The organism is Bosea sp. OAE506 (assembly GCF_040546595.1).
In the GTDB taxonomy this organism is placed as follows: domain Bacteria; phylum Pseudomonadota; class Alphaproteobacteria; order Rhizobiales; family Beijerinckiaceae; genus Allobosea.
The window spans coordinates 3,442,151-3,456,332 of record NZ_JBEPOB010000001.1 but is presented as its reverse complement, the minus strand read 5'-3'; the positions used below and the strand labels follow the sequence as shown (position 1 = coordinate 3,456,332).

Genomic DNA, 14,182 nt, shown 5'->3' with positions numbered 1-14,182 from the left:
CCAGATGGGCGCCCGCAGCGATGCGGATGAGGCGCGGGCGGCGACCAAGCCGCTCGACGCCATCGAGCGCGAGATCGCCGCCAATACCCGCGCTTATGTGATCGGCCCCTACCAGCAGCGTCGGGGCGCGACGGATGCCAATCAGCGCTCCTTCGCAGCTCGTCTCGACGAGGGTGTCGGGCTGGCGGCTGCGATCGACCTCACCGTGGTCGAGCCGATCCAGGTCATGCTGACCGCTCTGCGGCCGGCGACCTATCTTGGCAAGGGCAAGGTCGAGGAGATCGCCGAGCGCATCAAGATCGAGGAAATCGGCCTTGTCGTGATGGACTGCGCGCTCTCGCCGGTGCAGCAGCGGAATCTCGAAAAGGCCTTCGGCTGCAAGGTCATCGACCGCACCGGCCTGATCCTCGAAATTTTCGGCCGCCGCGCGCGCACCAAGGAAGGCGCGCTGCAGGTCGAGCTCGCCCATCTCAACTACCAGAAGAGCCGGCTGGTGCGGTCCTGGACCCATCTCGAGCGCCAGCGCGGCGGCTTCGGCTTCCTCGGCGGCCCCGGCGAAACCCAGATCGAGGCCGACCGTCGCATCATCCAGGAGCGGATGACCAAAATCGAGCGCGATCTCGAGGCGGTCAAGCGCACGCGCGGCCTGCATCGCGCCAGCCGCAAGCGCGTGCCCTATCCGGTCGTGGCGCTGGTCGGCTACACCAATGCCGGCAAATCGACGCTGTTCAATCGGCTCACCTCCGCCGAGGTTCTGGCGCAGGACATGCTCTTCGCCACGCTGGACCCGACGGCGCGGGCGCTGAAGCTGCCGCATGGCGCGAGGATCATGTTGTTGGACACGGTCGGCTTCATCTCTGACCTGCCGACGCAGCTCGTCGCCGCCTTCCGCGCCACGCTGGAGGACGCGATCGAGGCCGATGTGCTGCTGCATATCCGCGACGTCGCCCATGAGGACACCACCGCCCAGGCCGCGGACGTCCAGGCGATCCTGCGCGATCTCGGCATCGACCCCGATGACGGCCAGCGCGTCGTCGAGGTCTGGAACAAGTCCGACCTGCTGGCGCCGGAGGAGCGCGAGCGCCAGCTCGGACTCGCAGGGCTGAAGCCCGAGGTCTCCCGCCCCGTTCTGGTGTCGGCGGTGACCGGCGACGGCATGGGGCGGCTGACCGACGCCATCGAGAGCCGCATCGCCCGCAGCCGCCCGATCTATCGCCTCGCGCTGCCGCCGGGCGACGGCCAGTCTTTGGCCTGGCTGCATGCCAATGGCGAGATCCTCGAGCGCCGCGACGCCGAGGACGGCACGCTCGACCTTACGGTCCGGCTGCCGCCCGAGCGGGAAGGGGCCTTCGGCGCCCGCTTCCCCGAGGCGCAGCGGGAGAACTAGGCCGGCCCCGACAGGGAGGTGGCGATGATCACGCGTGAACTGCGCTGGACCTGGGGTGGTGAGACCATCTCGCTCGGCCTCGACGAGATGGGCGAAGGGCCGAGCGTGCTGCTCCTGCCCGCGCTGAGCTCGATCTCGACCCGCGGCGAGATGCACCCGCTGATGGAGCGGCTTGCGCCCGGCCACCGCGTCATCGCGGTCGACTGGCCCGGTTTCGGCGACCGGCCGCGTCCGAACCTCGACTACACACCTGCCATGCTCCAGGCTTTCCTCGACTGGCTGCTGACGGAGATCGTGCCGCGGCCCACGCTGCTCGTCGCGGCGGGCCATGCCGCTGCCTATGCACTGGATCATCTTGCCCGCCATCCCGGCGCGGTCGACCGGCTGGTGCTGGTGGGGCCGACCTGGCGCGGCCCGTTCCCGACGATGATGGGTGGGACGCGGCCATGGTTCGCGCGGGTGAGGGCTGCCGTCGACGCGCCGGTTCTGGGGCCCGCGCTCTATGCCCTCAACCTCAGCGGCCCCGTGATCCGCAAGATGGTCGTCGGCCACGTCTACAGCGATCCGGACTGGCTGACGCCGGAGCGCATGGCGGCCAAGCGCGCCGTCACCAGCGCGGCCGGCGCCCGCCATGCCTCGGTGCGCTTCGTCACCGGCGGGCGCGACTGCGTTGCCAGCCGCGAGGCCTTCCTGGCGCTGGCGCGGGAGGCCGCTGTCCCGACGCTTGTCGTCTACGGCGCCGAGACGCCGCCGAAGTCGCGCGCCGAAATGGAAGCTCTTTCGGACAGGCCTGGCATCGAATCGGTGCGTCTCCCGCAGGGCAAGCTCAGCTTGCACGAGGAGTTTCCGGACGCCGTCGCGGCGGCGATCGCGCGTTTCACGCCGGGCTGACGGCATGCACCAGAGGGTACGTTCGGCGCGCTTGTTCATCGCGTCTTAACGCTGGGCCGATACCCCTTGGAGCCTGTCTTCTACGCCAGCCTCCGCGGTTTCTCATGCGTCATTCCGGCCTTCACACCTCCACGCAAGAGATTGCTGCGGAAGCGTTTTCCGACGACCCGGGCGAGCTGCCGGCCGATCGCGGCGGGCCTGTCTATGTCAGGGCGCGCGCCAATCCGCTGGCGCTGGTGAAGCCGGGCGAGGTTCCCGCCGCGCCGCCGCCGCCCGAGCCGCCGCAGGTCCGGTTCTGGCGCACGCCGGATCGCCTGATCGGGAGCGTCTGGGCCCGCGGTGCCGGGGTCGAAGCAGCGCTGCGCGACTATGAATTCGATGCCGATGCGATGGAGTCCGACGACCTCGTCGAGATGTCCGGCCATGCCGCTGTCGACGAGGTCGTCGTTGATGAGGCCTTGGCGGATGGGGCGCATGAACCGGCGCCGCTGACGCCCTTCGACCTGATTTCGGATCACGCCTTCTGGGAGGTCGTCGCCGCCGAGGTCGCAGAGGACGAGCCGGGTCGCCCGGCCGCCGCGCACCGCCACGCCGAGGTTCCCGCCGTCATTCCCCAGCAGACAGCCATGCCGGCTGCGCCTGTCGTCGCGAAGCCGCCGGCCCGCAGTGCGAGCCGCAGGGCCGAGGCGCCGCATGCCCGGACGGTCGCGATGCGCCCGGCTGCTCAGGTGGCGGTCGCGCCTGTCGCGCCGGCTCCGCTTCCCGTGCCGGCCCCCGTCACCGAGCTGGTTTCCGCCGGGCCGGCGCGCGGCGTTGTCGTGACGCGCCGGGCGCGGGCCGAAATGGCGGTGCCGGAGGCCGTCGCTGCCCCGGCGCCTGCACCGGTGCCGGAGCGTGCGGAGGTCCGCGTCGCGCAGCCGGCGCACTTCGAGCTGCCCGACATCGACATTCTCGGCGAGCCGCCGGCGGTCGAGACCGCCATCCCGACCGAGGTCCTGCAGCAGAATGCCGGCTTCCTCGAAGGCGTGCTCGAGGATTTCAACGTCAGGGGCGAGATCGTCCAGGCCTGCCCCGGTCCGGTCGTGACGCTCTACGAACTGGAGCCCGCTCCGGGCACGAAGTCCTCCCGCGTGATTTCGCTGGCCGACGACATCGCCCGCTCGATGAGCGCGATCTCGGCGCGCGTGGCGGTGATTCCCGGCAAGAACGCGATCGGCATCGAGCTGCCCAACGCCAAGCGCGAGACGGTCTATCTGCGCGAGCTTCTGGCGAGCCAGGATTTCGAGAGCTCCAAGCACAAGCTCGCTCTGGGGCTCGGCAAGACCATCGGCGGCGAGCCGGTGATCGTCGATCTCGCCAAGATGCCCCATCTCCTGGTCGCCGGCACCACCGGCTCGGGCAAGTCGGTGGCGATCAACACGATGATCCTGTCGCTGCTCTACCGGCTCAAGCCCGAGCAGTGCCGGCTGATCATGGTCGATCCCAAGATGCTGGAGCTGTCGGTCTATGACGGCATCCCGCATCTGCTCACCCCCGTCGTCACCGACCCGAAGAAGGCGGTCGTCGCCCTGAAATGGGCGGTGCGCGAGATGGAGGAGCGCTACAAGAAGATGTCGAAGCTCTCGGTGCGCAACATCGACGGCTTCAACGCCCGCGTCGTCGAGGCGCAGGCCGCCGGCGAGGTCATCACCCGCACGGTCCAGACCGGCTTCGACCGTCATTCCGGCGAGGCGATCTACGAGGAGGAGGTCATGGACCTCGCGCCTCTGCCCTATATCGTCGTGATCGTCGACGAGATGGCCGACCTGATGATGGTCGCCGGCAAGGAGATCGAGGGCACGATCCAGCGCCTCGCCCAGATGGCGCGCGCGGCCGGCATCCATGTCGTGCTGGCGACGCAGCGGCCGTCGGTGGACGTCATCACCGGCACGATCAAGGCGAACTTCCCGACGCGCATCTCCTTCCAGGTGACGAGCAAGATCGACAGCCGCACCATCCTGGGCGAGATGGGCGCCGAGCAACTGCTGGGCCAGGGCGACATGCTCTACATGGCCGGCGGCGGGCGCATCACCCGCGTCCACGGCCCCTTCGTCTCGGATGCCGAGGTCGAGAAGGTCGTCGCCCATCTCAAGACGCAAGGCCGGCCGCAATATCTCGACGCGGTCACCTCGGAAGAGGAAGAGCCCGGCACTGAGGGCGAGGACGGCGCGGTCTTCGACAAGACCGGCATGGGCCAGTCCGAGAGCGAGGATCCTTACGACCAGGCGGTGGCGGTGGTCCTGCGCGACAAGAAGGCCTCGACCTCCTACATCCAGCGCAGGCTGCAGATCGGCTACAACCGCGCCGCCTCGATCATGGAGCGGATGGAGAACGAAGGCATCGTCGGCCCCGCCAACCACGCCGGCAAACGCGAAATCCTCGTCGAGACCGGCAGGGCACGCGAAGACGAAGACTAGCGGCGGTACAGCCGCCGGCCTGCGCCGGGGGCTGAACCGGTTGTGGGAGCCGGGCGTACTCATCGCAACGAGAGGAGCGCTGCGATGAGGCCTACGGGATATGAGACCGACCGCCGGTGCCGGCCGAGAGCCGCGCGGTGAAGACCGTCGTCCTGATCCTCGGCGACCAGCTCAGCCGCGACCTCTCCGCGCTCGATGGCTTCGATCCGAAGCGAGACATCGTGCTGATGCTCGAGGTCGCTGATGAGACGACCTATGTCCCCCATCACAAGCAGAAGATCGCCTTCATTCTCTCGGCGATGCGCCATTTCGCTCGAGAGCTCAGCGACGAGGGGCTGAGCGTCGATTACGTTGCGCTCGATGACCCCGCCAACACCGGCTCCTTCTCGGGCGAGCTGGCGCGCGCGGTCGCCCGCCACCGGCCCGATCGCGTCGTCGTCACCGAGCCCGGCGAATGGCGCGTGCGCCGGATGATGGACGACTGGGCGCAGGATCTCGGGCTTCCTGTCGAGATCCGCGACGACGACCGCTTCCTGTGCTCGCGTGCCGATTTCGCCGCCTGGGCCGACGGGCGCAAATCCTATCGCATGGAGTTCTTCTACCGCGAGATGCGCCGTCGCACGGGGCTGCTGATGGAGGATGACGGGCCCGTCGGCGGACAGTGGAATTTCGACGCGGAGAACCGCAAGCGCCTGCCGGCGTCACTGTCGCTGCCGCCCCGCGGGCGCACGGCCCCGGACGCGGTCACGCGCGAGGTCATCACGCTGGTCGCGGCCCGCTTTCCGGGTCATTTCGGCGATCTCGACGGATTCGGCTGGGCCGTGACGCGGACGGATGCGCTGGCTGCGCTCGACCATTTCATCGCGGACGCCCTGCCGTCCTTCGGCGATTACCAGGATGCGATGGCTGAAGGTGAACCCTTCCTTTTCCACGCCTTGCTGTCGCCCTATCTCAACATCGGCCTGCTGCTGCCGCGCGAGGTCTGTGTCGCCGCCGAGACCGCCTACAGAGCCGGCAAGGCGCCGCTCAACGCCGTCGAGGGCTTCATCCGCCAGATCCTCGGCTGGCGCGAATATGTCCGCGGCATCTACTGGCTGGAGATGCCCGCCTATGCGCAGACCAATGCGCTCGAAGCCGACCGCCCGCTGCCCTGGTTCTACTGGTCGGGCGAGACGGACATGAATTGCCTGGCGAACGCCATCGCCGACACCCGCCGCAACGCCTACGCCCATCACATCCAGCGGCTGATGGTGACCGGCAATTTCGCGCTGCTCGCCGGCATCCGCCCGGCCGAGATCGAGGCCTGGTACCTCGCCGTCTATGCCGATGCGTTCGAATGGGTCGAGCTGCCCAACACTCACGGCATGGCGATCTTCGCCGATGGCGGGCTGCTGGGCTCGAAGCCCTATGCGGCCTCGGGCGCCTATATCGACCGGATGTCGGATTATTGCGGGTCTTGCGCCTATGATCCCAAGATCAAGACCGGAAAGGGGGCCTGCCCCTTTAACCCGCTCTACTGGGACTTCCTGATCCGCAACCGCGACCGGCTCGGCAACAACCCGCGCATGGCGATGCCCTACAAGAACCTGGCCCGGATGACGCCCGCCCATATCGAGACGATCCGGCGCGAGGCCGCCGCCATCCTCGACGGGCTCGACGCTCCGCCGCAGGCGCCCCCGGCCGGGCAGCCGGACCTTTTCGGCTGATCGCGGAGCGCCATTTCCTTCGCGCCCGTTCTCGACGATGCTGCGCGCCGGCCCGAAAGTGGCCTCAACGGATTCGCTGTCCGCTCTCCGTCCCAAGGCGCAATGTTCCGTTTTCTCCACTCCTCCGACCTGCATATCGGCAAGCGCTTCGGCACCATGCCCGACGAGCTGCGCGGCCGGCTGCGCGAGGCGCGCCACACGGTGCTCGACCGGCTTGCGGCGCAGGCGCGGGCGGGCGGCGCGCAGACCGTGCTGTTGGCGGGCGACAGTTTCGATACCGAGACGCCAAGCCCCGCCATGCTGCGCCAGGCGCTCGCCGCCATGGCCGGCCATGCGCCGCTGCGCTGGATTATCCTGCCCGGCAACCATGACTCGCTGCTCGCCGACGAGCTCTGGGCTGCAACACGCGCCGCCCTGCCGGCCAATGTCGTGCTGGCGACGGAAGCCGCGCCGCTCGCGCTCGCGCCCGACGTCGTGATCCTGCCCGCGCCCTGCACCACGCGGCGCCCGGGCCGCGACCTGACCGAATGGATGGACGGTGCCACGACGCTAGAGGGCGCGCTGCGCATTGGCCTCGCCCATGGCGCGATCCAGAGCTTTTCCGAGGATGGCGGCGGTCTCGACATTATCGCGCCCGACCGGGCGAGCCGCGCCGGGCTGGACTATCTCGCGCTGGGGGACTGGCACGGCCAGATGCCGATCGGTCCGCGCAGCTGGTATTCCGGTGCGCCGGAGCCCGACCGCTTCAAGCATGACCAGCCGGGCCGGGCGCTGCTGGTGTCGCTCGCCGGCCCCGGCGCCGTGCCCGATGTCGCGCCCGTCGAGACCGGCAGCTTCGACTGGCGCAGCCTGCCGCTCGACCTGCTCTCCGGCGATGATGGCGCGGCTTCTCTGAGCGAGCGTCTGCCGGCCGGCCCCGTCCGCCGCCAGACCCTGCTGCGTGTCGTCGCCACGGGGCGCCTGCGGCCCCAGGCGCGTGCGGGGCTCGAGGCCGCGATCGCGGCGGTCGCGCCGGAGTTCGCCTTCCTGCAACTGGATACGGAGTCCCTGGCGACGGATTGCGAGAGCGACGATCTTGACGCGATCGACCGGGCCGGGGCGCTGCGCCAGGCTGCGGACGCGCTGCTCACGGAGAGCCTCGACGAGGCCCGTTCCGCAGCCGAGCGCCAGGCGGCGCGCGACGCGCTGGCGCGGCTGTTCTCCTATTGCGCGGCGATTCCGGCATGAAGCTGACGGCGCTGCGCCTCCACAATGTCCGCCGCTTCGCCGGTCGAGGCGTCGCCGTCGAGGGCATCGGCGACGGCGTCAATGTGCTCTGCGCCGTCAACGAGTTCGGCAAATCGACCTGTTTCGATGCGCTCCACGCTCTGTTCTTCCAGCCCCATACCGGCACGCCCGGCGCCGTGCAGGGCCTGCGGCCCTATAGCGGCGGCAACCCGCTGGTCGAGGCCGACATCACGACCGCGAATGGCGCCTTCCGGCTGACAAAACAGTTCTATGGCGGCAAGCGCGCCATGGTGCGCGAGCTCGCGTCCGGCCGGCTTGTCGCCCAGGCCGACGAGGCCGAGCGCTTCATCACCAACCTCGTCCAGGGCGGCACGGCGGGGCCGGCCGGTCTGCTCTGGGTGCGCCAGGGCGTCACCGGGATCGAGCGCCGGGCCAAGAGCGACGAGGAGGGCGAGAAGCGCGCCCGCGAATCCGTCCTGACCTCGGTCCAGGGCGAGGTCGAATCCCTCACCGGAGGCCGCCGCATGGCGCAGGCGCTCGCCGCCTGCGAGGTGGAGCTGGCGCCTCTCGTCACGGCGACGGGACGGCCCAAGGCCGGCGGTCCCTATGCCCAGGCGCTCGAGGAGCGCGACGCGCTGGCCCAGCTGGAACAGAAGCTTGCGGGCGAATTGCGCGAACTGCGCGACGCGCTCGATCGGCGCCGCAGCCTGCGGGCCCGGCTCGCCGAGCTGGACGACGCCGAGCGCCATGCCAGCCTCCTGCGCGAGGTCGCGCAGGCCGATGCTGCACTGGCAACTGCCCGCGCCCATGGCGAGGCGCTGCGCACGGCCGAGGTCGAGGCCGCGCTCGCCCGCAACGCCCGCGACGCGGCCCGCGAGGCGCTCGACACGCTGCGCCGCGACCTCGCGCGGCTGGCGCTGCTGCGCGAACGCGAGGCGGAGAGCCGCGGCCGTCGCGACGAGGCGCTGGCGCGCCAGCGCGCCGCCAACGAGGCCGGGGTGGCTGCCGCGACCGCGGTCGAGCGGGCTGAAGCCGGGGAGCGCGAGGCGCGCGACCTGCTCGCCCGGCTGGACAAGGCGATGCGCGCCCGCGAGGCCGGCGAAAAGCTGGCTCGCCTGCGGCAGGAGCATGAGCGCGCCGCCGAGGGGCGTGGCGAGATCGAGACGATCGAGGCCGAGCTGAAGGCGCTGCGGCTGCCGGCGGGGGCGCTGGCGCGGCTGGAAGCGCTGGAAAGCGAGCTCGTCGGCTTGCGGGCGACGGCGGCGGCGCGTCGCCCGCTGCTGCGCGTCGCCTATGATCCCGGCGTCGCCGCCGCCATCCAGCTCGACGGCAGGACGCTGGAAGACGGCGAGGAACGCACCCTGTCCGGAGCCGCGACCCTGACCATCGAGGGCATTGGCCAGCTCACCATCGCCCTGCCTCAGGGTGGCGATGGCGAGGCGGATCTCGCCTGGGCCGAGGCGAGGCGGACCACGCTGCTGGCCGATCTCGCGGTTGCCGATCTTGCCGAGGCGCGACGCCGCGAAAGCGCGGCCCGCGAGCTGAACGGCCGGCTCGATCTGGCAAGGCAGCGACTGCGCCTGCTGGCGCCGGACGGTCTGCCCGCGCTGCAGGAGCAGATCGCGCGGCTGGAGGCACAGGGCGCCGGCGCCGAAGAAGCTGAAGGCGATCCGGAAACCGTGCGCGCGAGCCTGGTCGAGACCGAGGCGCGTGTCGTCGCCGCGCGCCGGGCGCAGCGGGAGGCGCAGGCCGCGCGCGATGCCGCGAATGCGGCCGTCGTCGAGACCGAGCGGGCCCTGGCCGGCGTCGCCTCCGAGCAGGCGGGGTTGGCGGCGGCGCTCGGCCCCGAGCAGGAGCGCGCCGGGCTGGAGGCGCAGCGAACGGCTGTGCTGGCGCAGGCCGAACAGGGCTGGTTGGTGGCGCAGGCGCAGCGCGATGCACTCCTGGCCGGCGCGGTCGACATCGCCGGCGCCGAGGCCAAACTGCGCCGCATGCGCTCGGTCCTCGACGGCGCCTCGGCCGAAATCGCATCACTCCGGGAGGAGGCGGCCGAGTTGAACGGCCGCATCCGCGCCCGCGCCGACGCGGCCGTCGAGGAGGCCTGGCAGGAGGCGGCGGAGAAGCTCGGCGCGGCCCAACGCCGCGTGGCGGCGCTGGAGCGCGAGGTGGCGCTGCTGAGTCGCCTGCGGACGGCGCTGGAGGCGGCCCGCACCGAGGCGCGCGACCATTATTTTGCGCCGGTGATGACGGAGCTGCGGCCGCTGCTCGGGCTCTTGTTCGAGGATGCGACGGTGACCTTCGACGAGGAGACGCTGCTGCCCCGCACTGTCAGCCGCAACGGGCTGGAGGAGCCGGTCGGCGTGCTCAGCGGCGGCATGCGCGAACAACTCGCCGTGCTGACGCGGCTCGCCTTCGCGCGGCTTCTGGCGAAGGACGGCCAGCCGGCCCCGGTCATCCTCGACGATGCGCTGGTCTATTCCGACGACGACCGCATCGAGCGGATGTTCGATGCGCTGCACCGGCAGGCCAGCGGCCAGCAGATCATCGTCTTCTCCTGCCGCCAACGCGCCTTCGCCCAACTCGGCGGCACGATTCTGCGGATGGTGCCGTGGGTGCCGGAGGGCTGAGCCGACTGCCTTGCCTCCGAACCACTCCGTCATCCCGGGCTAGTCCCGGGATCCATCGGAGGGCTCCGGAACCCTACAATGGATCCCGGAGCTGCGCCGCTTCGCGGCTTGTCCGGGATGACGCGGTGTTTCCGAGTAAAGCGATCGACTCTCACAAAATCGTCGCGCCGAAATTCCGCTCCGGGTCCATCTCAAGCACGAGCTTGCCCGTCGGCTCGGCGGCCGGGCCGCCCGTGCGTGACAGCCAGCGGCCGGAGCCGGCCTTGGCGTGGAGCGTGCCATCGCTGACGACGACCTCGCCGCGGCGGATCACCGTCTCCGGCCAGCCGGTCACTTGATAGCCGGCAAAGGGCGTGAAGCCCGTCAGGTCATGCATCGCCTCATCCGTGATCGTGACCTCTCGTGTGGGGTCCCAGATCGCGATGTCGGCGTCGTAGCCCGGCTGGATCGCGCCCTTGCCTGGCAGGTTGTAGATCTTCGCCGGCGCGGTCGCGGTCAGGTCGACAAAGGCCTCGAGCCCGCGCCCGGCGAATTCGGGCCGGCCCTTCGAGACCAGCGCGTCGAACATCAGGGGAAGGCGGGTTTCGAGCCCTGGCAGGCCATTGGCGATCTGCTTGAAGTTGGGGTTGGGCCCGGCCGAGAGCTTGCCGCTCTCGTCGAAGCGATAGGGCGCGTGGTCGGAGGAGACCGTCTGAAGATCCCCGAGCGCCAGCGCCTGCCAGAGCGCGTCCTGGTCGGCGGTCTCGCGCGGCGGCGGCGAGCACATCCATTTCGCGCCCTCGAGGCCGGGCTTGTCGAGATCGGCCTTGGTCATGAACAGATATTGCGGGCAGGTCTCGGCGAAGACCTTGAGGCCCTGGCCGCGCGCCTGCCGGATCACGGCGGCGCCCTCGGCGGTCGATACATGGAAGATCATGATCGGCTGGTCGATCAGCGCGGCCTGGGTGATCAGCCGGGTGAAGGCCTCCGATTCCGAGCCGCGCGGATGGCTGATCGAATGGAATTTCGGCGCGGTATAGCCGCGCTCGACCAGCTTCTTGCCCATCCACGAGATCATGCCGTGGTTCTCGGCATGGACGCAGATCAAAGCGCGGTGCTGGCGCGCCGTCAGCATCAGGTCGAGCAGGGGCTCGTCGTCGACCTTGATCAGGTCGTAGGTCATGAAGATCTTGATCGAGGCGTGTCCTTCCTTGATCAGCGCCGGGAGGTCCTCCTTGATCGTCTTCTCGTCGGGGTTCGCGACGATCATGTGGAAGGCGTAGTCGATCAGCGCGCCGCGCTTCGCCAGCGCCGCATAGTCGTCGACGACCTTGCGCAGGTCGAGCCCACGATGCTGGGCGGCGAAGGAGACCAGCGTGGTGTTGCCGCCGAAGGCCGCCGAGGTCGTGGCGCTCTCGAAGGTGTCGGCATTCATCAGCCCGCCGGCCGAGACCTGCTCGACATGGGCATGGGTGTCTATGCCGCCGGGCAGCACGAATTGGCCGGTTGCGTCGATCTCGCGCGCGCCCTTGCCGAGCCCGGTGCCGATCGCCGCGATCTTGCCGTCCTTCACGGCGACATCGGCGACGAAGCGCGCGGTCGATGTGCCGACGGTGCCGCCGCGAATGACCAGGTCGAAGGGTTGCGTCGTCATGCTGTTCTCCCGGCAGGCTGGGCGGCGTGGAGTCGGGCCGCTCTGCCGCGACCATAGCAAAGCCGCGGCCAGCCGCGAGCGCTTGCCGACGCAGGGCTATGATGTCTTCGCCGCCGCTATTCGTCGCGCTTATAGGGCTGCCGAGACGACGGCGCTTGCCAGCCGGCCCGAAGCCCGCTCTACCGGCAGGATGAGGATCGCCCGTCTCAGGACCGCCCGCCGATGACCGCGCCCGAGCCCGCCGCCTGGACGCTTGCCGCGCTCGGCTGGAACGCCTTCTTCGCCAAGCAGTGCGGCCCGGAAGACGAGGGGCTGCTGCCCGCCCGCATCGCCACGGTCCATCGCTCCAGGATGAGCGCGATGGCGGAAGAGGGCCCGATCCGGCTTTCTCTCCCGGTCCATACCGACACCGGCGCCTATACGGTCGGCGACTGGGTGCTGGTCGAGCCGGGGGCCCATGCGATCGGGCGCCTGCTCGAGCGACGTACCGTGCTGGCGCGCCGCGTCGAAGGCAGCAAGACGCCCCAACTCGCCGGCGCCAACATCGACACGCTCTTCATCGTCACCTCCTGCAATGCCGATTTCAACGTCGCGCGGCTGGAGCGCTATCTGGCGCTGGCCAATGAGAGCGGCGCCGAGCCGGTCATCATCCTGACCAAGGCCGATCTCACCGACGCGGCCGAAACCTATCGCGCCCAAGCGGCGGCGCTGCAGCGCGAGCTGGCCGTCGTCGTCGTCAACCCGAAGGAACCCGGCGCCACGGCGGTGCTGGCGCCCTGGTGCGGGGAGGGGCGGACCGTCGCCCTCGTCGGCTCGTCGGGCGTCGGCAAGTCGACCCTGGTCAACACGCTGGCGGGGCTCGCCTCCGAGGAGGCTCAGGAGACCGGCGGCATCCGCGCCCGCGACGACAAGGGCCGCCACACCACCACCTCGCGCTCGCTCCATGCCATCGAAGGCGGCGGCTGGGTCATCGACACGCCGGGCATGCGCACGCTCCATGTCAGCGATGCCGCCTCCGGGCTGGAGACGCTCTTCGCCGAAATCACCGAACTCACCCATCTCTGTCGCTTCCGCGACTGCACCCATGAGCACGAGCCGGGCTGCGCGGTGCAGGCGGCGGTGGCGAGCGGCGCGGTCGATCCCGACCGCCTCGCCCGCTGGCGTAAGCTCGACGCCGAGAACAGAGCGAAGACGCCTGAGGCGAGGGGTCCTAAAGGTCGGCGGCGCTAATTGATAGCGGCCTGACGACATAGGCAGTGTTCTTCCTTCCGGATACTGACAAGTGATAGTAAGCCGCCGACGCCAAGCGGCGTATCGCCGTATCCGTGTAAAATTAGAAAAAGCGGAAAACAGCAAAATTTGCCTGCAACCCCGCATCCCGGTAGGCGATTTCATTCGCAATATCGCTTGAGATCAGTCGTTGTTTGTATCCCCTTGCAATGACAGCAACCTGGGCTAATTTAGTGGCGTTTGACTAAAACTGTTTGGGGGGTGCAATGCATCGTGAGATCACACTGAAAATGTCTTATGTTGGCAAATCGCTCGCTATTTTTGCGATGGTTGCGTTTCCGATAGAGTGGGCCTCGGCCCAAGCTCGAGCAGATAACAACTTCGATCTCAGCTCTTATCGGGGGACGGATGCAGACGCCCGAGGCGCCAGAGGGTTCTGCTGGGAGAAGGTAGGCGTTCCGAAGGAAAGCCGCGCGCGGAGTTCCGAAGAATATGTCGCTTTGAAATCTTGCATCGACAAGGTTCACTCGTCTTTCGTTCCTGCCAAGTCAGGCCCGGCAGCACAATCGCCTCGTGGCAACTGCATTCGAGATCTTCCCGGCTCTCGCTATAATCGCGAAACGAAGCGGTTCACGAATCGGGATGTGGAGCTTGTGAGCTCGAAGTGCGGTGCTGCGTGATTTGAGCGCCTAGCCTTTCCCGCGCGACCGCCGCGAGCTACAGGTCCAGCTCGCAGCAAAGCCAATAGCGGCCGCTCGCTTAGTGGCCGCCAGGGTGCCTCAGGCTCGGCAGCTCGGGCGAGCAGACGTTGGTCCGGTCGCGTGATCGTGTCAAACACGGCCTGCATGGCGGTCGTGGATTCTCTTTCGTGAGCGGCAGGCCGCCGCGGTGCAGGCGGCGGTGGCGAGCGGCGCGGTCGATCCCGCCCGGCTCGCCCGCTGGCGCAAGCTCAACGCGGAGAACAAGGCGAAGACGCCCGAGGCGCGCGGGCCGAAGGGGCGGCGGCGCTAGCCGCTGCCCCGACC

General features: G+C 69.3%; 8 protein-coding genes. 7 read left to right on the top strand and 1 reads right to left on the bottom strand.

Annotated features, from left to right (window positions below):
* Window positions 1-4: 4 nt before the first annotated feature.
* The 6 genes from hflX (at window position 5) to ABIE41_RS16740 (ending at window position 10,294) form a co-directional block, all read left to right on the top strand.
* Window positions 5-1,387 (top strand): GTPase HflX, encoded by a 1,383-nt coding sequence (gene hflX / locus ABIE41_RS16765; protein WP_192641450.1) that lies wholly within the window; start codon window positions 5-7, stop codon window positions 1,385-1,387.
* A 24-nt stretch (window positions 1,388-1,411) separates the two neighbouring features.
* Entirely contained in the window at window positions 1,412-2,278 is an 867-nt protein-coding gene (locus ABIE41_RS16760) for an alpha/beta fold hydrolase (protein WP_192641449.1), read from the top strand.
* A 104-nt stretch (window positions 2,279-2,382) separates the two neighbouring features.
* The gene (locus ABIE41_RS16755; RefSeq protein ID WP_354192568.1) at window positions 2,383-4,734 is read left to right on the top strand and encodes a DNA translocase FtsK; all 2,352 of its coding nucleotides are present in this window, start codon (window positions 2,383-2,385) and stop codon (window positions 4,732-4,734) included.
* Between the two features lie 137 nt (window positions 4,735-4,871).
* Entirely contained in the window at window positions 4,872-6,440 is a 1,569-nt protein-coding gene (locus ABIE41_RS16750) for a cryptochrome/photolyase family protein (RefSeq protein ID WP_192641448.1), read from the top strand.
* A gap of 102 nt (window positions 6,441-6,542) precedes the next feature.
* Window positions 6,543-7,667 (top strand): metallophosphoesterase family protein, encoded by a 1,125-nt coding sequence (locus tag ABIE41_RS16745; protein WP_192641447.1) that lies wholly within the window; start codon window positions 6,543-6,545, stop codon window positions 7,665-7,667.
* Window positions 7,664-10,294, top strand: coding sequence for an AAA family ATPase (locus ABIE41_RS16740; RefSeq protein ID WP_192641446.1), 2,631 nt, complete (start codon window positions 7,664-7,666; stop codon window positions 10,292-10,294). Before ABIE41_RS16745 ends, ABIE41_RS16740 begins: the two co-directional genes overlap by 4 nt.
* Window positions 10,295-10,445: 151 nt before the next feature.
* On the opposite strand, the gene hydA is transcribed toward ABIE41_RS16740, so the two are convergent.
* Window positions 10,446-11,927, bottom strand: a complete 1,482-nt coding sequence (gene hydA, locus ABIE41_RS16735; RefSeq protein ID WP_192641445.1) for a dihydropyrimidinase — start codon at window positions 11,925-11,927, stop codon at window positions 10,446-10,448.
* A 222-nt stretch (window positions 11,928-12,149) separates the two neighbouring features.
* Here hydA and rsgA point away from each other — a divergent pair, with 222 nt between their 5' ends.
* On the top strand, window positions 12,150-13,157 hold the full coding sequence (gene rsgA / locus ABIE41_RS16730) for a ribosome small subunit-dependent GTPase A (RefSeq protein WP_192641444.1): 1,008 nt from the start codon (window positions 12,150-12,152) through the stop codon (window positions 13,155-13,157).
* Window positions 13,158-14,182: the final 1,025 nt, after the last annotated feature.